Origin of the sequence: Nocardioides sp. LHD-245 (genome assembly GCF_030929495.1) — a bacterium.
Taxonomy (GTDB): domain Bacteria; phylum Actinomycetota; class Actinomycetes; order Propionibacteriales; family Nocardioidaceae; genus Nocardioides.
In genome coordinates this window covers 136,479-159,487 of sequence record NZ_JAVFWN010000015.1, presented here as the reverse complement: position 1 = coordinate 159,487, position 23,009 = coordinate 136,479, and the positions used below count along the sequence as shown (strand labels likewise).

General features: G+C 72.3%; 17 protein-coding genes. 5 read left to right on the top strand and 12 right to left on the bottom strand.

Features of this window, described 5'->3' with window-relative positions:
- Positions 1 to 67 precede the first annotated feature (67 nt).
- Both RB608_RS21700 and RB608_RS21695 read left to right on the top strand, forming a co-directional pair.
- Positions 68 to 1,066: a sigma-70 family RNA polymerase sigma factor gene (locus tag RB608_RS21700; RefSeq protein ID WP_308090145.1), complete on the top strand. Its 999-nt coding sequence runs from the start codon at positions 68 to 70 to the stop codon at positions 1,064 to 1,066.
- Between the two features lie 15 nt (positions 1,067 to 1,081).
- Positions 1,082 to 1,651, top strand: a complete 570-nt coding sequence (locus RB608_RS21695; protein WP_308090144.1) for a TIGR03086 family metal-binding protein — start codon at positions 1,082 to 1,084, stop codon at positions 1,649 to 1,651.
- 32 nt (positions 1,652 to 1,683) lie between these two features.
- Here RB608_RS21695 and RB608_RS21690 read toward each other — a convergent pair whose 3' ends face one another.
- The gene (locus RB608_RS21690; RefSeq protein WP_308090143.1) at positions 1,684 to 2,391 is read right to left on the bottom strand and encodes a hypothetical protein; all 708 of its coding nucleotides are present in this window, start codon (positions 2,389 to 2,391) and stop codon (positions 1,684 to 1,686) included.
- A gap of 146 nt (positions 2,392 to 2,537) precedes the next feature.
- Between RB608_RS21690 and RB608_RS21685 the strand changes: the two genes are divergently transcribed.
- Entirely contained in the window at positions 2,538 to 3,788 is a 1,251-nt protein-coding gene (locus RB608_RS21685) for a low temperature requirement protein A (RefSeq protein WP_308090142.1), read from the top strand.
- Positions 3,789 to 3,801: 13 nt separating this feature from the next.
- On the opposite strand, the gene RB608_RS21680 is transcribed toward RB608_RS21685, so the two are convergent.
- The 3 genes from RB608_RS21680 to RB608_RS21670 form a co-directional block, all read right to left on the bottom strand.
- Positions 3,802 to 7,509, bottom strand: coding sequence for a hypothetical protein (locus RB608_RS21680; protein WP_308090141.1), 3,708 nt, complete (start codon positions 7,507 to 7,509; stop codon positions 3,802 to 3,804).
- Between the two features lie 123 nt (positions 7,510 to 7,632).
- Positions 7,633 to 10,398: a BREX system ATP-binding domain-containing protein gene (locus tag RB608_RS21675; protein ID WP_308090140.1), complete on the bottom strand. Its 2,766-nt coding sequence runs from the start codon at positions 10,396 to 10,398 to the stop codon at positions 7,633 to 7,635.
- A 145-nt stretch (positions 10,399 to 10,543) separates the two neighbouring features.
- A complete protein-coding gene (locus RB608_RS21670; protein WP_308090139.1) occupies positions 10,544 to 11,965 on the bottom strand; it encodes an MFS transporter in 1,422 nt (473 codons plus the stop codon).
- Between the two features lie 80 nt (positions 11,966 to 12,045).
- Between RB608_RS21670 and RB608_RS21665 the strand changes: the two genes are divergently transcribed.
- The gene (locus RB608_RS21665; protein ID WP_308090138.1) at positions 12,046 to 12,711 is read left to right on the top strand and encodes a hypothetical protein; all 666 of its coding nucleotides are present in this window, start codon (positions 12,046 to 12,048) and stop codon (positions 12,709 to 12,711) included.
- A gap of 19 nt (positions 12,712 to 12,730) precedes the next feature.
- Here the strand turns inward: RB608_RS21665 and RB608_RS21660 are convergent, their stop codons facing one another.
- The 6 genes from RB608_RS21660 to RB608_RS21635 all read right to left on the bottom strand — a co-directional run bounded on the left by RB608_RS21660 (position 12,731) and on the right by RB608_RS21635 (position 19,597).
- Positions 12,731 to 14,077, bottom strand: a complete 1,347-nt coding sequence (locus RB608_RS21660) for an MFS transporter (protein WP_308090137.1) — start codon at positions 14,075 to 14,077, stop codon at positions 12,731 to 12,733.
- 266 nt (positions 14,078 to 14,343) lie between these two features.
- Positions 14,344 to 14,775 (bottom strand): TA system VapC family ribonuclease toxin, encoded by a 432-nt coding sequence (locus RB608_RS21655; RefSeq protein WP_308090136.1) that lies wholly within the window; start codon positions 14,773 to 14,775, stop codon positions 14,344 to 14,346.
- Complete coding sequence (locus RB608_RS21650) at positions 14,772 to 15,014, bottom strand: hypothetical protein (RefSeq protein ID WP_308090135.1); 243 nt, start codon at positions 15,012 to 15,014, stop codon at positions 14,772 to 14,774. The genes RB608_RS21655 and RB608_RS21650 overlap by 4 nt, the downstream gene beginning before the upstream one ends.
- Before the next feature lie 84 nt (positions 15,015 to 15,098).
- A complete protein-coding gene (locus tag RB608_RS21645) occupies positions 15,099 to 16,568 on the bottom strand; it encodes an NAD-dependent succinate-semialdehyde dehydrogenase (RefSeq protein ID WP_308090134.1) in 1,470 nt (489 codons plus the stop codon).
- Positions 16,569 to 17,185: 617 nt separating this feature from the next.
- Positions 17,186 to 19,117 (bottom strand): penicillin-binding transpeptidase domain-containing protein, encoded by a 1,932-nt coding sequence (locus RB608_RS21640; protein WP_308090133.1) that lies wholly within the window; start codon positions 19,115 to 19,117, stop codon positions 17,186 to 17,188.
- A gap of 39 nt (positions 19,118 to 19,156) precedes the next feature.
- Positions 19,157 to 19,597, bottom strand: a complete 441-nt coding sequence (locus tag RB608_RS21635) for a MerR family transcriptional regulator (protein WP_308090132.1) — start codon at positions 19,595 to 19,597, stop codon at positions 19,157 to 19,159.
- 27 nt (positions 19,598 to 19,624) lie between these two features.
- On the opposite strand from RB608_RS21635, the gene RB608_RS21630 reads away from it, so the two are divergent.
- The gene (locus RB608_RS21630) at positions 19,625 to 20,557 is read left to right on the top strand and encodes an NAD(P)/FAD-dependent oxidoreductase (RefSeq protein ID WP_308090131.1); all 933 of its coding nucleotides are present in this window, start codon (positions 19,625 to 19,627) and stop codon (positions 20,555 to 20,557) included.
- A 76-nt stretch (positions 20,558 to 20,633) separates the two neighbouring features.
- Here RB608_RS21630 and RB608_RS21625 read toward each other — a convergent pair whose 3' ends face one another.
- Together RB608_RS21625 and RB608_RS21620 are read right to left on the bottom strand one after the other, a co-directional pair.
- Positions 20,634 to 21,215, bottom strand: a complete 582-nt coding sequence (locus RB608_RS21625; RefSeq protein WP_308090130.1) for a transglycosylase SLT domain-containing protein — start codon at positions 21,213 to 21,215, stop codon at positions 20,634 to 20,636.
- Between the two features lie 16 nt (positions 21,216 to 21,231).
- Positions 21,232 to 22,950 (bottom strand): DEAD/DEAH box helicase, encoded by a 1,719-nt coding sequence (locus tag RB608_RS21620; protein ID WP_308090129.1) that lies wholly within the window; start codon positions 22,948 to 22,950, stop codon positions 21,232 to 21,234.
- Between the last annotated feature and the right edge of the window lie 59 nt (positions 22,951 to 23,009).

The following is a 23,009-nucleotide window of genomic DNA, read 5'->3' as shown; positions in this document are numbered from 1 at the left end:
GCCATCGACCCCGGTCACCCCCATCAGGCAGACTGGCGAGACCACGGGGGCAGCGATGGGAACCACGGTGACCGAGACCGACACGGCAGCACAGGCGAGTGACGAGCTCGCCGACTTCGACACCCTCACCGGGCGCTACCAGCGCGAGCTGATGGCGCACTGCTACCGGATGAGCGGGTCCGTGCACGAGGCCGAGGACCTGGTCCAGGAGACCTTCCTACGGGCATGGAAGGCCTCGGCGAGCTTCCAAGGCCGCAGCTCGGTGCGCACCTGGCTCTACAAGATCGCCACCAACGTGTGTCTGACCAACCTCGAGGCCAAGCCACGGCGGCCGCTGCCGACCGGGCTCGGGACCGCCGACTCGGCGCCGTCGGACGAGCTGCTCGAGGACCACGAGGTGCCGTGGCTGGAGCCGATCCCCGACGCGGCGGTCGAGGTCGCCGAGCGCGACACCATCCGGCTCGCCTTCGTCGCGGCGCTCCAGCACCTGCCGGCGCGCCAGCGCGCCGTCCTCATCCTGCGCGACGTCCTGCGGTGGTCGGCGGCGGAGACCGCCCAGGCCCTCGACACGACGACCGCGGCCGTCAACTCCGCCCTCCAGCGCGCGCACGCCCAGCTCGCCGAGCGGGGGCTGTCCCCCGACACCGTCGAGCCCGACCTCGACCGGGCCCAGCGCACCCTGCTCGACGCCTACCTGCAGGCGTTCTGGCGCAAGGACATCGACCAGATCGTCCAGCTCCTCAAGTACGACGCCACGTGGGACATGCCGCCCTTCCTCAACCACTACCAGGGAGCCGCCGCCATCGGCGAGCTCGTCGGCACCAAGTGCCCGGGCGGCTGCAACGACATGCCGATGATCGAGACGGTCGCCAACGGGCAGCCGGCCTTCGGGCTCTACATGCGCCAGCCCGACGGGCACTTCGAGCCCTTCCACCTGCAGGTCCTGCAGCTGACGGGAGCCGACGACGACCTGCGGGTCGAGCACGTCACGGCGTTCTTCGACGCCCGCCTGTTCGCGCGATTCGGGCTCCCGGAGCGGCTGCCCGCCGACTACGTCCCGGCGTGAGCCGGGGGTGATCTGATGTCCGCCGCCACCGCGCCGGACGGGATGGTCGCAGGTCTCGACCTGATGCAGCGCGCCCTCGACTACACCAGCGACGCCCTCGCCGCCGTCACCTGTGCCGACGTCGACCGGCCGACGCCCTGCACCGGCTGGAACCTCGCCGACCTGCTCGCCCACATGGAGGACGCCCTCGACGCCTTCTCCGAGGCGGCCGACGGCGCCGTCGGCCTGAGCAGTGCCGCACCCACCCCGTTGGAGGCGCGGGTGCAGTCACTGCAGGTCAAGGCGTGCGCCCTCCTCGGTGCCTGGATGGACGCGGACCAGCCGTACGTCGACGTCGGTGGCCACCCGCTGCCGGTCGACGCGATCGCCCGGATCGCGGCGCTCGAGATCGCGGTCCACGGCTGGGACGTCGGCCGGGCGACCGGGAACGGCCGGCCGCTGCCCGAGCCGCTCGCCGCGGCCCTGCTCCCCTCCGCGCTGCGGATCGCCCTCACCGGCGACGAGCGGTTCGCGCCGCCCTTGCCGGTGGACATCGAGGCACCGGCAGGCGTCCACGTCCTCGCGTTGCTGGGCCGCAGACCCTGACCGCTGGCCCCGACCGCCGGCCCCGGGAGGCGTCAGCCCTTGAAGCGGCTGTCGACCTTCAACGGCTTGCCCGCCCCGGCGCGCTTGAAGTTGACCACGACGGAGCCGCCCTGGCACCGGGTGTAGGCCCGGACCGCACTGAACTCGGCCGCGGTCACCTCCTGGCCGCCGAAGCCGAGGGCACGCTTGACAGCGCCGGGGCGCATCTTCTTGTCGATGCGGCGGAACTCCTTCTTGGACACGCACTTCGCCGCGCGCGCTGCGTCGCCGTCGGCGGCCGGCCGGGCCGCGGGCGCGACGACGCGACCGGCGCCCGGGCACGTGGCGAGCGTCTTGACGGGCACGACCGCCTCGACGGTGATCCCGACCTGCGAGCCCGAGAGCACGTAGACCCAGCCGTTGCTGGGCCGCTGGAGCGAGACGGTCTGGCCTACCGTGCCCTTGTCGCCGAACGAGTAGGTCCACCCGGAGATGGCGAAGCCGTCGGAGACGTGCGCGAGACCACCGGCGCCCTTCTCCCGGAATTGACCTCCGGTCGTGGGGTACCGGCGTCCGTCCCAGTGGGCGTACACCGTGGATGTGCCGTCGCCGTGGGGCGTGGCGCACACCAGCGTGCGGCCGCCCTCCCAGGAGGTGACCGTCTCCCACCCGGTCGCCGCCGACGCGTTCGGGGCGGTGAGCGCCCCCAGACCGAGGGTGGTGGTCACGATGGCTGCGAGTGCCGTCAGTCGCTTGCGCATGGAGGAGTCCCGTCTCGTGATGTCCGTTGCGGGGGCCGCAGCGGGCCCACACCCCCTACCCGCGGAGGACGGCCGGTAACCCGGCCCCGTCCGCGCCGCTGCGCAGGTGCCGCTTGCGGCGGTCCGATGTCCTTACACTGCCGAACATGCCCGAGAGCACCGCGCCGGACCTCCGGCACCGCAGCCGTCGCATGCTCGGCCGCGACCCGCACGAGGCCCACCGCGTCGCGACGCCGCTGGAGCTGCTGTTCGACCTGACCTTCGTCGTCGCCTTCGGCACGGCGGCGAGCGAGCTCGCGCACGCGCTGGCCGAGGACCACGTCGGCGCCGGCATCGTCGCGTTCTGCTTCGCGACCTTCGGCATCTCGTGGGCGTGGATCAACTTCACCTGGTTCGCCTCCGCCTACGACACCGACGACTGGATCTACCGCCTCACCACCATGTTGCAAATGGTGGGCGTGCTGGTGTTCGCGCTCGGCCTGAAGCCGATGTTCAAGTCGGTCTACGAGCACGGCGACACCCTCGACAACGACCTCATGGTCTGGGGCTACGTCGTGATGCGGGTCGCGATGGTCTTCCAGTGGTGGCGGGCGGGACGGCACGACGTCTCCCGGCGGCCGGTGTGCCAGACCTATATCGTCTCGATCCTCGCCGCCCAGGTACTCTGGTGCACGCTCGCCCTCGTCGACCTGCCCGTGGGTACGACCTTCGCCGCGATGGCGGTGCCGTTCCTCATCGAGATCTGCGGCCCGGCGTACGCCGAGCTGCGCCGCGGCGGCACGCCGTGGCATCCGCACCACGTGGCCGAGCGATACGGCCTGATGGTGATCATCGCCCTGGGCGAGGGGATGATCGGCACGATGGCGTCCATCAGCGCCCTCGCCGAGGGCGGTCTCACCTGGGACATCGGGCTCTTCGCGATCTCCGGCACGGCGCTGACCTTCGGCATCTGGTGGTCCTACTTCGTCGTGCCGACCGGCGACATCCTGCACGCTCGTCCCGAGCGCTCCTTCTCCTTCGGCTACGGACACATGGCCCTGTTCGGCAGCATCGTCGCGATCGGAGCCGGCCTGCACGTCGGCGCCTACTACCTCGAGCACGTGGCTCACCTGAGCCTGGTGGCCACCGTGCTGACCGTGGCGATCCCGGTCGCCCTCTTCACGCTGCTGCTCTACGGCGGCTACGCGGCGCTGACCCGCACCTTCGACACCTTCCATCTCGTGCTGCTCGTCGTCTCGGCCGCGGCCATCGCCGCCTCGGTGCTGATGGCCACGGCCGACGTCGACCTGGTCTGGTGCCTGCTGGTGCTCTCCCTGACGCCGTGGGTGACGGTGGTCGGCTACGAGACGGCCGGCTACCGGCACAACGCCGAGGTGCTGGAGGGCCTGCACCGCTGACGGCGGGCCCTCGTCAGCGGACCACCCGGACCGTGTCCTTGCCTCGACGAGCAGAGGTGGTGCCCACCACCACGACCTTCGCCCTGCCGAGACCGATGGCGCGCGGGATCCGCACCTTGACCCGCACCGAGCCCGTTGCGGACACCGTGCCGGTCGCGACCTTGATCCCGCCGATCCGCACGACATAGCGCTCGCCGGGCACGAAGCCCGTGCCCCGGACCAGGACCTTGGCGCCACGGTGCTTCGGCTTGCTCGGTGCCTTGACCTTGACCACGCCCGGAGGTGCCGCGACCTCCCACGTCGCCCGGGCGGTGCCGACCGCCTGGTCCGGTGCCACGACCTGGACCTCGAGCCGGTGCGTGCCCATCTGTTGCGGCAGGGTCAGCGTCCCGTCGGCGAAGCAGGGGGCGTACACACCGCCGTCGACCGAGCACCGCACCTGGTACCCGCTGTAGGGCGGGGGGACGGCGTTGCGGTCGCGGAGGGCCAGTTCGAAGCGCACCTTCCCGGCCGGGGCGGCCACCTGGGTGAGCATCGGATCGACGAACCGAGTGCCCAGGTTGACCTCGTACGCACCGTCCGCCGACAGCGGTTGGCTCCCCGACTCGAGGTACGTCGACGCGACGAGCGTGTCGCTGTAGAGCTCGGTGGGCCACGGGAACGGCGCATTCGCGGCGCACGGCTTGTCGAAGACCAGGGTCGGGCCTGCCGTCAGCCGGCACTTCACCGTGCCGGTGAAGGTGCCGTACTCGTCGTCCTCGTCGGCGAGGACCTCCGCGACCTGCACCTGGTAGGCCGGATAGCTGTTGCGGTACTGCCGATCCAGGAACTCCGTCGGCGTACCCCGCAGCACGGCCCGGTAGCCCGGCTCGGTGGCGGCCTTGATCTCCAGGGTCGCCAGCGCCGGCGCCGGACGGAGCGCCTTGCCGAGCGGCTCCTGTTCGAAGGGGAAGTAGAACGTGTAGGAGCCGATCGCGTCGGCCTGCGGGGCGCCGACCAGCTGGAGGAACCAGCGGCCGTTCCGCTTCGCGAGGTCCGGGTGGATGCCCTCGGGCAGCTGGTCGGCGATCGCGCCGACGTACGGCAGGATCGTCAGGTTCTGGCTCTCCGTCAGCAGCGGCGACGGGAAGACCTCGACGAGGTCGACCTCCGAGGTGCGACCCGCCGCCATCTCCACCGACGGCGTCATCGAGGCGTACCGAGGTCGGTGATCACCCGTGATCGGGAAGACCCGGGTGATGGTGTTCCCGTAGCCGTTGGTGATCCGTGCGGTCACCTGGGGCAGATAGTCCTGGTCGTCGGCTATCCGGTACGACGGCGACTCGCTCCATTGCGCGTTGACGGGTGGATCACCCGGCGCCGGCACCGGGAGGGGTCCGGTGTCGCAGGTGTCCCCACCTGCGTTGACGCACGCGACGGTGTAGGTCCTCACCGCCTTGTTGCCGCGGGCGTCGTCGGCCCACTCCACCTCGACGTCGAAGGTGTCGGTCGGGGTGTTCTGCTTCATCCGCAGGTCCAGCGACAGGGAGCCGTCGAGCACCCGGTCGTCGCGCACCGTGGGTGGATCGCTGGCACTGGTACCGGTCACCTCCGGCTCGGGTGGGAGCACGGTGAACTCGACCCGCCCGGAGGCGTGCTGGACGGGCGAGGTGTCGGTGTAGTCGACGGTCGCCCGGTAGCGCCCCGGAGCGGTCAGCTTGACCGGGAAGCCGGACGAGTTGGCGGGCACGTTGCCCGGCATCGGAATGGTCTGCGCGACGGCGCCCGACTCGTCGAGGCGCTGGATGGTCCAGGCGTAGGTGCCCGAGCCGTCGGAGGTGTCGGACAGGTTGGCCTTCAGCCGGACGTCGGTGCCGGCGACCATCGAGCCCTGGGCGCTGGGCACGACCGAGAGCGGCGGCAGCACCGGCTCGGCAGCGGCCGCGTCGAGCCGCACGGTGCGGGTCGCGAAGCCGATCGAGGAGAGCGTCCAGGTGTCGCTGACGGTCGGCTCGAAGTTCGCGCCCTCGACGACCGGTTCCTCGCCCGAGGCGAGCGGCCGGGTGTGCACGAACCGGGTCTTCGCGGAGCCGTCGGGGTTGAGGTCGCGCCACAGCGAGACCATCGCCGAGCCGCCGGACGGCGTCCGGTAGCGCAGGCTGGTCCGCGGCTGGTAGACGTTCGAGGGAGCCTCGCCGAGGTACTGCGTGGCGACCAGCAGCCAGCCCCGGGCGACCTTGACCCGGTAGCCGGAGACCTGCTTCCCGGTGTGGTCCCGGGTGCCGTCCGGGGCGAGCACGACCAAGGGGTCGTAGACGGTGCCGTTGCCGTCGTCGGTGAGCTTGAGGTCGCCCTCGGTCGTCGTACCCGCCTCGTTCCAGCCGGTCAACGGATCGCGCACGAGGTCCCCGTCGCTGTCGAACATCATCCACTCGTAGGTGTTCGAGGCGAGCTGCCGGTTGAAGTCCTCCTGGTGGATCAACGCCTTCTTGGCCGGGTCTGCGGGGTCCTGCGGCCCGTCGTCGCTGGCGTAGTCCAGACCGGCGTAGTCGGCCTGGCTGGCCTGGATCCCGAACGGGTCGTTGTCCGCAACGGCCGCGGTCACCCGGCGGCGCAGCTCGATGCCCGGCTTGGCGTCCTCGACGATCTTCCAGATCGCGATGGCAGCGACCAGGGCCGCGATCACGACGGCGGCGACCACCGAGGCCACGCCCCCGCTCGCCAGCGTCCAGGTGATGACGCCGTTGCTGCTGGCCTCGCAGTACCAGATGTGGATCAGCGCCAGGTTGAGCGCGGTGATCGCGGTGCCCGTCGCGCCGCCGACGGCCAGGGCCGCGCCCAGGCTGCCCAGCGTGACGTAGTTGTCCATCGTGTCACCGAGCATCCGCACGACCTCGGGGTCGCTCCCGTGGGCCACCAGCGGCGAAGGGTGGCGATAGCTCGCCCAGGCGTCGAAGACCTCGACCGGGGGCGTGTTGTTGATCAGCTTGAAGGCCTGCACGAGCTGGTTGGGCAGGCAGGCGGGGCTGAGCGCGACGTCGTTGGCGACGTACGGCAGCCCCGGCGGCGGGGCAGGCACGGGGTAGCCGCACGGGTTCGCGGACCACAGGTCGTACTCGCGCAGCGCGCGCTTGGACTTCGCGACCAGCTTGGCCTTGTAGATCTCCGCCAGCGCGGCGTACGCCCGGTCCTCCTGCGGCGACATCGGCTCGCCGTACAGCTTCTTGTCGAGGATGCTGTTGATCCGCATCGCGACGTATGCCCGGATCTCCGGGCGCGCGTAGCTGCGCACCAGGTCGTCGGCCCGGACGCCGTGCGTGCGCGCCACGCTGCTCACCGCGTCGTCGATGATCCAGTCGAGGTCGGACCCGGGCAGACCGCTGTCCTGGCTCGGAGCGTCGGTGATGGTGATCGGCCCGAGCTCGGTGTCCTCGGGGTAGACGAGCTGGTCGGAGGTGCCGAGGCAGAAACTGGCGTCGGTCACGCCCTGGACGCACTGCTGGGTGGTCGGGGCCGATCCGCCGGGGTTGGTGACCGTGATCGAGCCGGTCCCGATGTTCTCGTTGACCGTCAGCGGCGGGACGCTGGTGGTGGCGACCAGCGGGTTGGTCTGGATCAGGATGTTGTCGGGCGGGTCGTCGGCGCGAGCGGGCGACGGCGTGGCCACCTGCATCCCGGTGACGATGAGCGCCACGGTCAGCGCGCTCAGTCCGGTCGTCCGCAGCCTCTGCTGGATCCCCACGATGCAGCTCCTCGCTCGGACCGCGCTCCTGATGCGCGGTCAGTCGATCGAGGCTAGGGAGCGCCGGGCCCGCGTGGAGCCCACGGCGCCGACTCGGTGGGCAGTCGGTGGGCAGTCGGTAGGTCAGCGCTCCCGGGCCCGCCGGACCCGGTCCGCCAGGCCCCGGGCGTCGCCGCCGTCGATGACGTTGCGCGTGGCCTCGGCCCGGCGTACCGCGCGCGCGACCAGCAGGTGCGCACGGTCGAGGTCACCGAGCTCCAGGCAGGCCGCCGCAGCCGTCGACTGCAGCATCACGTCGTGGATCCGAGTCGGCGCCTCCACCGAGAGCCAGGGCTCGAGCCGGGACAGCGCCGGGCCCGGTCGGCCGTCCGCCAGATCCAGGCCCGCGCGGCGCGCCTCGATGTAGGCCGCGAACTCGAAGGTCTTCAGGTTCGGCGCCCCGGCCGCGTCGTCGAAGCACGCGAGCGCGGCCACCCGATCCCCCTGTGCGCTCCGGAGCAGACCCAGGTACGCCGGCGGGATCCCCGAGAAGAGGGTGCGGGAGCCGGCGCGGGCCAGCTCCACGCTGGTCTCGAGATGGCGCTCGGCCCCGGCCAGATCACCGCCGTAGAACGCGGTCAGTCCGACATTAGCCAGGTGCAGGGCCTCGGCATCGGTGTCCCCCGAGCGCCGGGTGACCTCGACCCCCCGCGCGCCGAGCACGCGGGCCCGGTCGAGTTCGCCGCGCATGGTCAGCGTCCACTGCAGCGCGAGCAGCGCGCCGCTCTCGACGGTGACCGCATCCACCCGCCGGGCCAGCTCGACGGCCCGCTCGAGAGCGGTGACCGCATCGTCGGGCCGGTCCAGGAAGAGCAGGCTGGTGCCACGGACGGCGTCCGCGTCCGCCTCGACGGCGACCGCCCCCTCCGCCCTGGCCAGCCGGGTCGCATGCTCGGACGCCGCCAGTGCACCCGCCCGCTGCCCGAGCGCGAGCCGCACCCGAGCCAGCCCGACATGCATCGCCGCGAGACCGGTGACCTGGCCGTCGGGGCCGGATCGGCCGTCGATCTCGGCGACGATCTCGGCGAGCCGGAAGGCGCCCACCTCGCCCTCGCCCCGGCGGTACTGGGCCTGCGCCAGGAGGCCCTCGGCCCGGAGCTGGCCGCCGACGTCCCCGCGGCGGCGGTGATCGTCGGCTGCGCGGGCGAGGTGATCCACCGCATCGTCGTACGCCGCCGTCGTCAGCTCCGCCTGCCCGATCCCCTCGAGCGCGGCGGTCGCGGCCGCGCCGTCTCCCAGCTCACCGGCCAGCTCCAGGGCGCGCCGGTAGTGCCGCAGCGCGTCCTGGGACGCATGCAGCTCTGCCGCGACGGCCCCGGCGAGCAGGAGGAAGGGGACGGCCCGGTCGGGCGCCGCTCCGGCCTCCAGGTGGCGGGCGATCTCGGCGGCTCGGCGTCGATGCACCGGGGGCTGCATCGCGAGGCCGTCCCCCACCTGGCGGTGCAGCCGTCGGCGTCGCGCCGGCGACAGGGCTGCGTACAGGGTCTGCCGGGTCAGGCTGTGGCTGAAGGCGTAGCGGCCCTCGGCGATGGTGAGCAGCCCGGAGTCGACGGCCTCGTCGAGGGTCTCCTCCAAGGCCTCGTCGTCGGCGTCGGAAACGGGGAGGTCGTCCGCGTCGAAAAGCTCCCCGAGGACGCTTCCGGCGTTCAGCAGCCGCTGGGCGGCGGCCGAGAGCCGCGCCACCCGTTCACCGATCGCCTCGCTCACACTCGCCGGCACCACCAGCTCGGTGGCGTCCCGGCCTGTGCTCCCCCCGTCGAGGTGGGCCAGGTCCCCGCGCTCGACGAGGGCGGCCACCGTCTCGACGACGAAGAACGGGTTCCCGTCGGTCTGGCGATGGACCAGGGTGGTGACCTCCTCCGAGACCGTGTCCTCGGCCAGGCGATCGGTGATCAGCTGAGCCGTCGCATCCCGGTCGAGCCGGCCGACCGGGACGATCTCGACCAGGCCCTCACGCCGCAGCTCGCGCCCGAGTCGCCGGACCAGAGGGATGCCGCCGACCTCGGTGTCGCGATAGGTGCCGAGCAGGAGCACCCGGCTTCCGTGGCTGTGCCGAGCCAGGTGGGTGAACAGCTCCACCGTGGCGACGTCAGCCCAATGCAGGTCGTCGACGAGGATCGCGACCGGACGGTCCTCGGCCACCTGTCGGACCAGGCCGGCCACCGCTCGGTGCAGCCGTTGCGCCGCGTCCGGGCCGGGCCCGGCCGGTGTCGCGGTGGGGAACCGGTCCGGGAGCAGCGTCACCAGGGGAGGCCAGCGATCGACGACGACGTCCCGTGTCTCCGGCTCCAGGCCGGCGTGAAGCGCGCCGACCACGTCCAGCATCGGCGCGAACGGGGTGGCCCGCAGCGGCTCGTGACAGCGTCCGACAGCGACGAGGAACGCGCGCTCCGCGGCGTACCGGCTCATCTCCTGGGCGAGCCGTGTCTTGCCGATCCCGGGCTCGCCGGCCAGCAGCACGACCCGGGCGTCCCCCTCGGCGACGGCCGAGAGCGCGGTGCTGAGAACCGCCCCCTCGCGGTCCCTGCCCACCATCGGGGACAACGGCAGGGCACCCAGGTAGCCGCCCGTCGGCGCGACGCGTCGTCCCTCGGAGCCGGGCTCACGCCGGGCGGCCCGCAGCAGCTCCGCGCGGGCCGGCCCGTCGGCCGCCAGGGCATCGGCCAGCAGCCGGATGGTGCTGGGGTACGGCGAGGCGTTGATCCCGCGCTCGAGGTTGCTCACCGTGCGCACGCCGATCCCCGAGCGTTCGGCGAGCTCGGCCTGGGTCAGCCCCGCGGCCTCGCGGAGCCGCCGGAGCACCGCGGCGAACGCGCCCCGTCGCCGCGACGGGGAGGAGGAGACTGTCATCCGGGATCACCTTTCGGTGCGCCAGCCTAGTGGTCATCTCCGGACGTTGTTCGGGAGTGGCCCGCGCTCCGGGTGCGGGACGCCCGGAGGGCTTCGGGATACGACCACGAGCGACAACCGGTTCCGCCCGCGGGCGCGGCGCGACTCAGGTGATGCCCTCCGCCCGGTCGCGCGGCGCCGCGACCAGGCAGACGACCGTCGCGACCGCGACCAGGCACCCGGCCACCAGGAAACCGCGCGCGTAGCCCGCGTTCAGGGCGGCCAGGGGCGGTCCGTCGTGGTGCCGGGTCACCGAACCGGCGACCGCGACGAGAGCCGCGAGACCGATGCTGCCGCCGATCTGGCGCGCGGCGTTGAGGATGCCGCTGGCAAGGCCGGCCTCGGAAGGATCGACGCCCGTGGTGCCCAGGGAGGTGTTCGCGACCAGACAGGCGCCGAGCCCGACACTGGCGACCATCGACGGGCCGAGCATGTCGGCGACGAAGCTGCCGTCGGGGCTGATCGCGCCGAACCAGCCGATGCCTGCGGCGGTGAGACCGAGCCCCAGCACGACGGGGAGCCAGGGGCCGCGGGCCGCGACCAGTCTCATGCCGACCACGGTCCCGGCGACCGTGCCGAGACTGAACGGCACGAACGCGAGGCCGGCCTCCAGCGGCGAGTAGTGGAGCACGTTCTGCAGGTACAGCGACGCGAGGTAGAAGGCGCCGAACTGGCCCAGTGCGATGAAGAAGACGAGCACGCTCGCCACCGCCAGGGACCGCTGCCGCAGCAGCCCGAGCCGGACCAGCGGCTCGCCGGCGAAGCGGGCCTCGACCAGGAGGAACAGCGCGCCGAGGACGAGCGCGAGGCCGAGGAGACCGAGCGTGTGGGCCGAGTCCCAGGCATGGCGGTCGGTGCGCACGACGGCATACACGAGGCAGGTCGTCGCGCCGGTGACCAGGACGGCCCCGGCGAGGTCGAGGCGCGGGCTTCCGCGGTGCAGGTTGCGGATGCTCGCCAGGGCCAGGGGGATGGCGACCAGGGCGATCGGTACGTTGACGAAGAACACCCAGCGCCAGTCCAGCCACTCCGTGAGGGCGCCGCCGAGGAGGACACCCGCCGCGCCGCCGACGCCCATCACCGCTGCCCAGATTCCGAGGGCACGGCGGCGGTCGGGGCCTTCGGCGAACGAGGTCGTGATGACGGTCAGGCTGACCGGCAGCAGCAACGCACCGGACACACCCTGGAGGGCGCGCGCGGCGATGAGCTGGCCCGGCTCGCTGGCCAGGCCGCCGACCAGCGAGGTGAGCCCGAAGACGCTCAACCCGGCGATCGCGGCGGTGCGCTGTCCGAACAGGTCGGCGACACGGCCGCCGAGCAGCAGCAGGCCGCCGAAGGTGAGCGTGTAGGCGTTGACCACCCACGGCAGGTCGGCGGGCCGGAAGCCGAGGTCGTCGCGGATGGACGGCAGCGCGACGTTCACGACGGTGATGTCGAGGACCACCATCAGCTGACACAGGCAGACCACGGTGAGGACGAGGCCGGGGCGGGTGGTGGTCGTCGGCGCGGCGGCGGTCGGCGTACTCATGCGAACTCCTTATTGGACAGTGTCCAATAAGGTAACCCTAAGTTGATCGCCTGCCAACCCCGGTGTGGGACGGTGGACACGTGGCCGCCCGAACGTCCGCCTCCCGCGCTCAGCTGACACCCGACCGGGTGGTGGCCGCCGCCCTCGACCTCACCCGAGCGCGAGGCATCGACGGCTGGAGTCTGCGCGACCTCGCGGCCGATCTCGACACCTGGCCGAACACCGTCACCCACCACGTCGGGACCCGCGAGCAGGTCTGCCAGGCCGTGGTCGAGCGGGTGGTCGCCGACATGACCAACCCGTCCGCGGAACTGCCGTGGCAGGACTGGTTCCGGACGTTCCTCCGCGACGGCCGGGACGTGCTGCTCCAGTACGGCGGCGTCGCGCGGCGGCTGTGCCGCGACGGGCCGGCCGTGCCGTCGGCGATGCCGATCATGGAGCGCGGAGTGAGCCGACTGATCGACGGCGGCTTCGGCGACGACGCCCCTCGGGCGTACTCGCTGCTGCTCAACAGCGCCCTGCTGCTGGTGGCGCTGGCCGACGACCGGGTCGAGGCGGGTCAGGAGCGGAGCGACGTCGCCGACCGGATCCGCGCCTTCGCCCCGAGCCCCGACGCGGCTCCGGCCTGGGCGCTCATGCACGGCTTCCTGGACAGCTGGGCGGAGGACGGCGAGCGTACCTTCGCCGAGATGTTCGACTTCACCGTGGACTGCGTGGTCGGCGGGCTGGAGGCGCGGCTGCGCTGACCTCCCCTGATCCGACCGCTCAGGTGTCGCGCAGCGGGTGCGCCAGCTCGTCGGCGGGCAGCCGCGCCCCCACGACCGCGACGACCGCGGCGACGACGGGGACCACGGCGGCGATCGCGAACGTCAGCTTGAGGCCGATCGCCTCGGCCACCGGACCGGCGACCGCCATCGAGACGGGCATCAGGCTGATCGAGACGAAGAAGTCGAGCGAGGCCACCCGGCCGAGGAGCTCCGGCGGGACCCGGCGCTGCAGCAGGGTGCCCCAGATGACCATCGGGGCGGAGAACAGCGCGCCGATCACGAACGCCGCCACCGCGACCTGCCAGACCGCGGTCGCGAAGCCGACCACCAGGAACGGGAGGCAGCCCACCCCCCACATCAGGGTCATCACGCTCAGGTAGCGCCGCGGCAGCGGCAGCGAGCCGGTCGCCAGGGAGCCGACCGCGCCCCCGATCCCGAAGCACGCCATCACGACGGCGTGGTCGCCGGGCCCGCCACCCAGCTCGTCCTTGATGAGGAACGGGACGAGGACCTCGAGGGGACCCATGATCACCAGCATCATCACCGACGCGAACAGGAGCGTCGCGAGCAGCCACGGGGTGCGCACCATGTAGGCGAAGCCCTCGCGCATGTCGGCCAGCGCTGTCGCCACCGCCCGACCGGCACCTCCTCCCGCGCCCGCGACGGCGGCCGGCAGGTCCCGGCGTACGGCGGTCAGGGGCACCAGGAGCAGCACCAGCAGGCCGCCCAGGTAGGACACCGCGGCCACCGAGATCGCCGCCGACGACGACGCGGCCCCGACCACGACACCGGCGACGGCGGGGCCGAGCGCCTGCCCGATGGTCGGGCGCACCATGCCCTCGAAGCCGTTGACCGCGAGCAGGTCCTCCTCGGGCACCAGCGCCGGCAGCCACGCGGAGTAGGCCGGGTAGTAGAACGCCATCGCCATGCCGGCCACGAACGCCACGGTGGCGAGGTGCCAGATCTGGGCGACATCGGCGAAGGACAGCACCGCGACCAGCGTCATGCCGAGCAGCTCGACGGTCGTGGTCACGATGAGGATCAGCTTCTGCGGGACCCGGTCGGCGACCACTCCGCCGAGCAGCGCCGGGAGGACGACCCCCACCGCGCCCGCCGTCGTCACCGCCGAGAGCGCGCTGGCGCCGCCGCCGATCCGGATCACCTCCCAGACCAGCGCCACGATCCACACGCCCCCGCCGAAGCTGGTCAGCACCAGGGCCGCCCCGAGGCGCCGGTAGGAGGAGTGCCGGAACGGCGTCAGGGCGCGCGGCAGCCGCCGCGGGCCGCGGAGCCCGGGGCCGGGATCGCCCGGCGTGGGCACGAGGGGAGAGAGCTGATCGGTCATGACGGTCCTTGGAGTCTGCACGGCAGGACCGACATCGGCCATCGGATTCATCGGCTCGGTCCACGTCGAGTGGACAACCTCAGGTCCGGTTCAGGTCAAGTCGCACCAGCCTGGGGTTCAGGGCATGGCCAGATGTTCCGCGATCCCTCCGCGAACCACCGGGAGCGGCACCGCGTCATCGACGCCATGCGCAGGCATCGATGCCACCGCATCACGCATGCCCACCGTCCCCTCAGGTCGGGGACGTCGGCCGGTAGCGATGGCGTTCAGCCGACTGCCGGGTTGACGACCTCGAGCCGCGGATACCGTCGGGCGATCTTGGTCTCCAAGGTGGCGAAGGAGTGTCCGCCGGCCAAGGCCACGGCGGCGAGGTAGTCGTCGGTCCACAATTTGTGGCTGTGGTCGACGCCGGCGGCGTGCGACGAGAGCCAATCGTCGACATCGCGGCTCTCGTCGACCCATCCGAACCGCGCGTCGGCGAGGACCGAGGCGACGAAGTTCCACGCCTCGACGCGAGTAAGCACATCCTCGCCGAGGACGGCCGGGTTGCTGAGGTGCCGTAGCCAGCCCAGATGGACGATCCGGCAAAGCCCCAGTGAGTCATCAGCAGCCTCATCGAGCCACGACCGCGTCTGAGCATGGAAGACGTGCGCGGGCCAGAAGCCGGCCAGGCACGTACTCACGTCGAGCAGGATCACGGGAGCCGGTCGACGTCATCGTCGATGAGCGTCTGCTCGAGCTCCTCGGGACTGGTCTCGACCATCCCCCGCCGCTTGGAGGCGATGAGGGGGAGCTCACCCCGCCGCTTCGTGCCCGCGCCACCGAGCTCGCGCGCAAGGGCGCGGGCGAAGAGGTCCTTGAGGGTCTCGTCGCCCTCGGCCGCCCGCACTCGAGCCGCCCGGACGAGCGCGTCGGGAAGATCGATGGTCGTTCGCATAAACGCATATTAGCATCATGGCCGGACTCGGGGTCCGGGCGAGCGGAGCCATGACTCGGTCCGCGCGGGGCCAGTCCCGCGGCTTCACCCGGCGGGCAGCGCGACGTACGTCGTGTCGAGGTACTCCTCGATGCCCTCGAACCCGCCCTCGCGGCCGAACCCGCTGGCCTTCACCCCACCGAACGGCGCGGCGGGGTTGGAGACCAGGCCGGTGTTGATGCCGAGCATGCCGGTCTCCAGGCGCTCCGCGAGACGGATGGTGCGGGCGAGGTCGCGGGTGTAGGCGTAGGCGGCGAGGCCGTACTCGGTGGCGTTCGCGAGCCGGATCGCCTCGTCCTCCTCGGTGAAGGTGGTGATCGGGGCGACCGGGCCGAAGATCTCGTTGCGCACCGCGTCGGCGTCGGCGGGCACGCCGGTCAGCACCGTCGGCGGATAGAAGAAGCCCGCACCTCCGGGGGCGCGGCCGCCGGTGAGCAGGCGGGCGCCGCGGTCGATCGCGTCGTCGACCAGCGCGGAGACGGAGGTGACGGCCTTCGCGTCGATCAGCGGTCCGACCTGGACGCCGACCTCCTGGCCGCGGCCGACCTTGAGCCCGCCCATCCGCTCCGCGAGCCTGGTGCCGAACTCGTCGGCGACCGAGGCTTCGACCAGGAACCGGTTGGCCGAGGTGCAGGCCTCGCCCATGTTTCGCATCTTGGCGATCATCGCGCCCTCGACGGCCGCGTCGAGGTCGGCGTCGGCGAAGACCAGGAACGGCGCGTTGCCGCCGAGCTCCATCGACACCCGCTGCAACTCGCCGGCCGACTGCTCGACGATGCGCTTGCCGACCGAGGTGGACCCCGTGAAGCTCACCTTCCGCAGCCGCGGGTCGGCCTGCAGCGTCCTGCTCAGCCCGCCGGAGTCTGATGTCGTCACGACATTGAGTACGCCGGCAGGCAGGCCCGCCTCGGCGAGCAGGGCGGCCAGCAGCAGCATGGTCAGCGGGGTCTGCGACGCCGGCTTGACCACCATCGTGCAGCCGGCCGCCACCGCCGGCCCGATCTTGCGGGTGCCCATCGCGAGCGGGAAGTTCCACGGGGTGATGAACAGGCACGGGCCCACCGGCTTGCGGACCGTCAGCAGCCGGCTGCCACCCGCCGGGTTCTGCATCCAGCGGCCATGGATCCGCACCGCCTCCTCGGAGAACCAGCGCAGGAACTCCGCCCCGTAGGTCACCTCGCCCTTGGCCTCGGCGATCGGCTTGCCCATCTCCAGGCTCATCACCAGAGCGAGGTCGTCGGCATGCTCGGTCACCAGACCGAAGGCGCGGCGCAGGATCTCGCCGCGCTCGCGCGGGGCCGTGGCCGCCCATCCCTGCTGGGCGGCCACGGCCGCGTCCAAGGCAGCCCGCGCGTCGTCGAGCGTGCCGTCCGCGACATCCGTCAGCACCGACCCGTCGGCCGGATCGAGCACGTCGATGCGCGCCCCGCCCGCGCCAGGACGCCACTCACCTCCGACGTACAGCTGGCGGCGTGACTCCGGGAGCAGGTGGGCGAGACGGTCACGGAAGGTCATGGACCCACTCTGGCACTGCGCCGGTCACTCCGGGAGGCCACGATCCGAGGCCGAGTCCCGACCTCCGGAGGGCTTCCGGAGGAAATCTGGGCCTCAGGTCTTGTCCCTCACCGGCAGCGCGCTAGAGTGGCACCAGTCGTACTTCGGAGGGAGCACCGATACGACTGAGCCCCTCGTCGACCCCATGCGATGAGGGGCTCTCTCCGTTTTGATTGGGCCGAGCGTGTCGCCCTGTCGAGGACAGCCGCACGGGACTCGCTTCGCTCGCCCCGCGGGCGTCCTCGACGCGCTGCGCGCGGGGCGACACGCTGCCGGCCGGGGCGGCCGGCTCAGGTGCGACCCACCTGACGCTGCCGGCCAGAGGGGGCAGGCATGGGTGGACCCCGGGCGGCGCGGGCCCGGATCGACCGGGCTTCGCTCCGTGCGGCTTCGCCGCCGTCCGACACGCTGCCGGCCGGGGGCGGCCGGCCTGGGTGCGACCCGGCTGACGCTGCCGGCATCAGTGGGCCTACCTGGGTGCGACCCACCTGACGCTGCCGGCCTGAGGGGGCGGGCATGGGTGGAACGGCGGGGGCTGCCGGGCCCGGGCCTGCGCGCCCGGACAAGAGCGGGAGGGGCTACTGCGCGTTGCGGAGGAAGTCCTCGAGGACCGGGCCGGCGGTCTGCGAGCCGGACTCTCCGGTCCGCACGAACACGGCGACGGCGAGGTCGCCCTGCGCCGCCACCATCCAGGCATGGGTGCGGACGGTGCCGCCGTCGGCGTACTCCGCGGTGCCGGTCTTGGCGATCACCGGCGGACCGGGGACGTCGGCCAGCCCGCGGCCGCTGCCCTCCGTCACCACCTGGCGGAGCATGGCGCGCAGCTGGTCGGCCTCGCCGGGCGCGAGCGCCGTCACCTCCGCGGGCACGGTGACGTCGACCTGGTCGACGAGGCGCGGGACGACGGTCCGCCCCGCCTGGACGCTGGCGATCACGGTCGCCATCGCCATCGGCGAGGCGAGCACCTTGCCCTGTCCGATCAGCGCGGCGGCGGCCTCGGTGTCGCTGCCGGGGTCCGGGACCTCGCCGAAGTACGCCGGGAAGCCGAGGTCGTGGTCGACGCCGAGGCCCAGCGTGGCGGCGGCCGCGGCGAGATCGCCCGGATCGAGCGCGTCGCGCTGACCGATCAGGGCGGTGTTGCAGGACTGGGCGATCGCCTCGCGCAGCGGGATGGCCCCGAGCGAGCTCGACGGGTAGTCGGAGTAGTTCTTGAACTCCTTGCCGTCGACCGTGACCGTGGGGGTGCACTCGACCTGGCTGTCGGGGGTGAGCCCGGCCCGCAGCAGCGCGAGCGAGGTGACGATCTTGAACGTCGACCCGGGGGCGAACTGGCCGAAGGTGGCGTAGTTCTGCCCGTCCGTGGCCTCGTCGTTCGCCGCGGCCAGGATCGCGCCGTCGCTCGGGCGCAGCGCCACCAGCGCTCCGGCCGGGCCGGTCGCGGCCAGCGTCTCCTCCGCCAGCGCCTGCAGCCGCTCGTCCAGGGTGATCGCGAGGGGCTGCCCCGCAACGGCGTCGTGGCGGTAGAGCTCACGACGGTCGGCGCCCTCGGCCGCCGGGACGGCGTAGACGACCCGGCCGGCGCTGCCCCGCAGCTGGTCGTCATAGCGCGCCTGCAGGCCGGAGAGTCCGGCGACGTCACCGGAGCGGTACTTCTCGGGCTCCTTCTCCACCATCTCGGCCGTCACGGGTCCGACCCGGCCGAGGATCGGTGCGGCGAAGTCGCGGCTGGGGGCGAGGGCGACCTCCCCGTCCACCGTGTGGCCGCCCGCGATCGCGGCGAGGGCGTCGGCGAGACCGGGCGGCTCCTGCCCGGCCCGATAGGTGATCGCCTCGACGAAGGCGCGGGGCCCCGCTCCCTCGACCGCCTTCACGTACGGCTTCACGTCGATGCCGACCAGCCGGGCCACGGACCGCGCGGAGTCCGGCGCCACCGCCGGGTCGACCCGCGAGCGGTCGATGCCGACCCTGACCACCGCACGCTCGGTCACCAGCACCGCGCCGCCGGCACCGGTGATGTCCCCGCGGTCGGTCGCCTGCGTGACGGCGTCCAGGGCCTCGCCCTCGGCGAGGTCGGGCGCGACGAGTTCCGGCGCGAAGACCACCTGGGTCGGGCCCTCGTCGAGGGTGCTCGCGGGGTGGAACTCGGCGACGGTCTCGTACGACCACGGGTCGGCCCCGTCGACGACGGGCCAGGACCAGGTGACCGGGGCGGTGTAGAGGTCCTTGCTCTCGGACGCCTCGCCGATCGTCACCGTCGGCGTGACGCCGTCCATCCCGCCGACGATGCCGCGGTACGCCTCGAGCACCTCGTCGAGGGTGCCGCCGCTGAAGGCGAGCCCGGCGAACGGGTTCGGCTCGCCGTCCTTCGCCGGTGCCGCAGCGGCGACGAGGGCCTTCTCCAGCTTCCGCGCCGCGGCGTCGGCCTCGTCCGTCGCGCTGCTGCCGGAGCACGCGCTCAGGGCACCGCCGAGCACGAGCAGGGAGGTCAGGGCTGCCGAGGTCCGCCGCATGACCTAGGTTCTACCAGCCGCCGCCTCGGCCGAGCCGCGTCACCCGTGCGCCGCGAGGAAGCGGATGCCGCGCGTCGTACCGTCCACGATGTCGGCCACGTGGGCCTGGAAACCCGAGCAGGTGGTGATGTCGTGGGCGCGACATTCCAGGGCGTGCTGGGTCAGGTGACGGGAGCGCTCGAGCTCGGCCTGTCGCCGGTCCAGCTCGTCGAGGTGGGCGCGCAGCGCGTCGCGTCGACCGTCGACCGAGGCGTCGACGAGGGTGCGGATCTGCTCCAGGCTCATGCCCGACGCCTTGCTCGCGAGGATCACCGCCACGCGGTAGGCGTCGTCCTCGCCGTAGACCCGCCGTCCGGCGGAGTCCCGCTCCGGCCGGAGCAGGCCCTTGTCCTCCCAGTGCCGCAGCACGTGGGTCTCCAGCTCGAACCGCGCGGCGAGCTCCCCCACCGACCACCGGACGTCCTTGCGACTTGACTTCATGTGAACATGAAGTCACATCCTAGGCACATGGACAACTCACACCGCTACGACGTCGCCGTGATCGGCGCCGGATCCGCCGGCCTCCAGGCCGCCCAGACCCTCGGCCGGATGCACCAGTCGGCGATCGTCATCAGCACCGACCACTACCGCAACGACCCGACCGGCCACATGCACAACTTCCTCGGCCACGACGGCGCCCCGCCCGCCGAGCTGCGCCTGGCCGCACGCAAGGACGCCGAGGCGTACGACGACGTCCGCTTCCTCGACACCACCGGCGCCGGTGTCACCCGGATCTCCGGCGAGCTCGGCGCGTTCGTCCTCGAGATCGAGGGCGAGCCGACCGTGCACGCGCGCCGGGTCCTGCTCGCGACCGGCGTCCGGGACACCCTGCCCGACGTGCCCGGGGTCGCCGAGAACTTCGGCGACCTGGTCGCACACTGCCCGTTCTGCCACGGCCACGAGTACGCCGGCACGCCGATCGGCATCCTCGGCGCCGGCGCCCACGTCGGCGCCATGGCCTCGATGCTCCAGCCGCTCTCCGCGGACCGGGTGGTGCTCACCCACGGCGAGACCCCGGACGAGGCCACGCGCGCGCTCCTGGACCGCCTCGGCGCGACCGTCGTGACCGACCCGGTCGCCGCCGTACGCCGTGCGGAGGACCGGCTGGTCGTCACCCTGGCCGACGGCACCGAGCTGACGCTCGGCGGGATGATCGTGAAGACCGACTGGCGGCAGGCGGCCCCGTTCGCCGAGCAGCTCGACCTGGAGCTGTCGGAGGTCGGCGCGGTCGTGGTCGACGCCTTCGGCCGGACCAGCCTGCCGGGCGTCTACGCCGCCGGCGACCTGGCCCAGGGCCCGGGCCTGCCGATGCCGATGGCCTCGGTTCTCGTCGCCGCGTCCGCCGGCATGATGGCCGCCGCCGCCTGTGTGCAGGACGCCGCGTTGGCCCGGATCGCCTGATCGCGACAGTCCCTGCTCAAAAGCACCAAAATCCGACGACAACCGGTGCTTTTGAGCAGGGACTATCGCACAGAGCTCAGTACCAACCCGTGCGCTCGGAGTGCTCCCAGGCCTTCTGGGCGTTGCCGTACCTCGCGGCGATATAGGCCAGGCCCCAACGGATCTGGGTCTCCGGGTTGGTCCGCCAGTCGCCACCCACCACCGCCATCTTGGTCGCGGGCAGCGACTGCGGGATGCCGTAGGCGCCGGAGCTGGGGTTCTCGGCGAGGTGGTTCCAGCCGGACTCGCGCTGCCAGAGCGCGTCGAGGTAGGGCCACTGGTCGGCGGGGAATCCGAACTCCAGCATCTCCCGGTAGCCGAGCGCCCGGTTCGAGCCGGCGTCGATCTCGGCGGGCAGGGGCGCGAGCGGCGTCCGCTTCGCGATCCGCTCGGCCCGGCGGGCCAGCTGCGCCATGATCGCGGCGGTCGGTACGTCGGCCCGGGCTCCGGAGCGGGAGACCTCGGGCGCGGGCTCGGTGGGCGTGGCCGACGGCACGGCGACCGACGGCGCGGACGGCTCCGACTCGGCGACCGGTGACGACGTCCCCGCGCAGGCGCTCACCAGCAGCGCGCCGATCGCGAGCGCGACCGACCCGCCCGGATGCCGCGGGCTCCCCATGGGACCCGAGGGTAGGTCAGTCCCGCGGCCGACGGGACCGGTTCGGCGGGCCGAAGTCCTTGGCGAGCTCGATCAGCTTGCCGCTGATCCGGGTGCTCTTGAGCCGCTCCCACTGGTCGCTGGTCAACTGCGCGGGCAGCTCGACGATCGAGTAGTCCGGCCGGATCGTGATCTTGCCGAAGTCACGACGGTCGAGACCACCCTCGTTGGCGAGCGCGCCGACGATCTGCCGCGGCTCGACCCGGTGCCGCTTGCCGACCTGGATCTTGTAGGCCTGGAAGTTGCCGCCCGAACGCGGCGCACGGTCGCGTCCACCCCGGTCGCCGCGGCCGCCGTCACGGTCCCGGCGCTCGCCCCGGTCGCCCCGGTCGTCGAACTCGCGCCGCGGACGACGCTCCGGCTCCGGCTCGGCCTCCAGCAGCAGCGGCGTGTCCCCCTGCAGGGCGATGGCGAGGGCGGCGGCGACGTCGACCTCGGGCACGTCGTGCTCACGGATGTAGTGACCGACGACGTCGCGGAAGAAGTCGATCTGCGGCGACTCGAGGGCCGCGGTGATCTGGTCGTCGAAGCGGCTCAGCCGCGATTCGTTGATCGCGTCGACGCCCGGCAGCTGCATCTGCTCCAACGTGGAGCGGGTTGCCTTCTCGATGTGCTTGAGGAGGTAGCGCTCACGCGGGGTGATGAAGGAGACCGCGTCGCCGCTGCGCCCGGCCCGGCCGGTGCGGCCGATCCGGTGCACGTAGGCCTCGGTGTCGGTCGGGATGTCGTAGTTGAAGACGTGGCTGATCCGGGGCACGTCGATGCCTCGCGCGGCGACGTCGGTCGCGACCAGGATGTCGAGCTTGCCGTCCTTGAGCTGGTTGACGGTCCGCTCGCGTTGAGCCTGGACGATGTCACCGTTGATCGCGGCGGCGCTGTAGCCGCGGGCACGCAGCTTCTCGGCGAGCGTCTCGGTCTCGTTCTTGGTGCGCACGAAGACGATCGCGCCCTCGAAGTTCTCGACCTCGAGGATCCGGGTCAGCGCGTCGACCTTCTGTGGGTAGCTGACCATGAGGTAGCGCTGCCGGATGTTCTCCGCGGTCCGCGTCTTGCGCTCGATGGCGATCTCGACCGGATCGTTGAGGTACTTCGACGACAGCGCCTTGATCTGCTTGGGCATCGTGGCCGAGAAGAGCGCCACCTGCTTGTCGCTCGGCGTGTCGGCGAGGATCGTCTCGACGTCCTCCGCGAAGCCCATGTTGAGCATCTCGTCGGCCTCGTCGAGGACCAGGAAGCGCAGCTCGGTCAGGTCGAGGGTGCCCTTGTCGAGGTGGTCCATGATGCGGCCGGGCGTGCCGACCACGATGTGCACCCCGCGGCGCAGCGCGGACAGCTGGACGCCGTACCCCTGGCCGCCGTAGACGGGCAGCACGTGGACGCCGCGCAGGTTGGCGGCGTACTTCTCGAACGCCTCGCAGACCTGGAGGGCGAGCTCGCGGGTCGGGGCGAGGATCAACGCCTGCGGCGTCTTCTGCGCCAGGTCGAGCCGGTCGAGGATCGGCAGCGCGAACGCGGCGGTCTTGCCGGTGCCGGTCTGCGCGAGGCCCATCACGTCGCGTCCCTCGAGGAGGTGCGGGATGGTCTCGGCCTGGATCGCGGACGGCGACTCGTAGCCGATGTCCTTGAGCGCCTTGAGAATGCGGGCGCCGAGACCGAGGTCGGCGAACGTGGCGGGCTGCTCCTCGGTGTCACTCACCCGTCAAGCGTAGTGCCGTCAAGCGTGCGGAGCGTGATCCACGTCGCGGTGCGCTGGGT

Excerpts from the sequence above, each read along its gene's own strand:
- RB608_RS21695 (WP_308090144.1), top strand. The coding sequence starts at position 1,082 with ATGTCCGCCGCCACCGCGCCGGACGGGATGGTCGCAGGTCTCGACCTG.
- RB608_RS21690 (WP_308090143.1), bottom strand. The coding sequence starts at position 2,391 with ATGCGCAAGCGACTGACGGCACTCGCAGCCATCGTGACCACCACCCTC.
- RB608_RS21685 (WP_308090142.1), top strand. The coding sequence starts at position 2,538 with ATGCCCGAGAGCACCGCGCCGGACCTCCGGCACCGCAGCCGTCGCATG.
- RB608_RS21675 (WP_308090140.1), bottom strand. The coding sequence starts at position 10,398 with ATGACAGTCTCCTCCTCCCCGTCGCGGCGACGGGGCGCGTTCGCCGCG.
- RB608_RS21670 (WP_308090139.1), bottom strand. The coding sequence starts at position 11,965 with ATGAGTACGCCGACCGCCGCCGCGCCGACGACCACCACCCGCCCCGGC.
- RB608_RS21660 (WP_308090137.1), bottom strand. The coding sequence starts at position 14,077 with ATGACCGATCAGCTCTCTCCCCTCGTGCCCACGCCGGGCGATCCCGGC.
- RB608_RS21650 (WP_308090135.1), bottom strand. The coding sequence starts at position 15,014 with ATGCGAACGACCATCGATCTTCCCGACGCGCTCGTCCGGGCGGCTCGA.
- RB608_RS21645 (WP_308090134.1), bottom strand. The coding sequence starts at position 16,568 with ATGACCTTCCGTGACCGTCTCGCCCACCTGCTCCCGGAGTCACGCCGC.
- RB608_RS21640 (WP_308090133.1), bottom strand. The coding sequence starts at position 19,117 with ATGCGGCGGACCTCGGCAGCCCTGACCTCCCTGCTCGTGCTCGGCGGT.
- RB608_RS21635 (WP_308090132.1), bottom strand. The coding sequence starts at position 19,597 with ATGAAGTCAAGTCGCAAGGACGTCCGGTGGTCGGTGGGGGAGCTCGCC.
- RB608_RS21630 (WP_308090131.1), top strand. The coding sequence starts at position 19,625 with ATGGACAACTCACACCGCTACGACGTCGCCGTGATCGGCGCCGGATCC.
- RB608_RS21625 (WP_308090130.1), bottom strand. The coding sequence starts at position 21,215 with ATGGGGAGCCCGCGGCATCCGGGCGGGTCGGTCGCGCTCGCGATCGGC.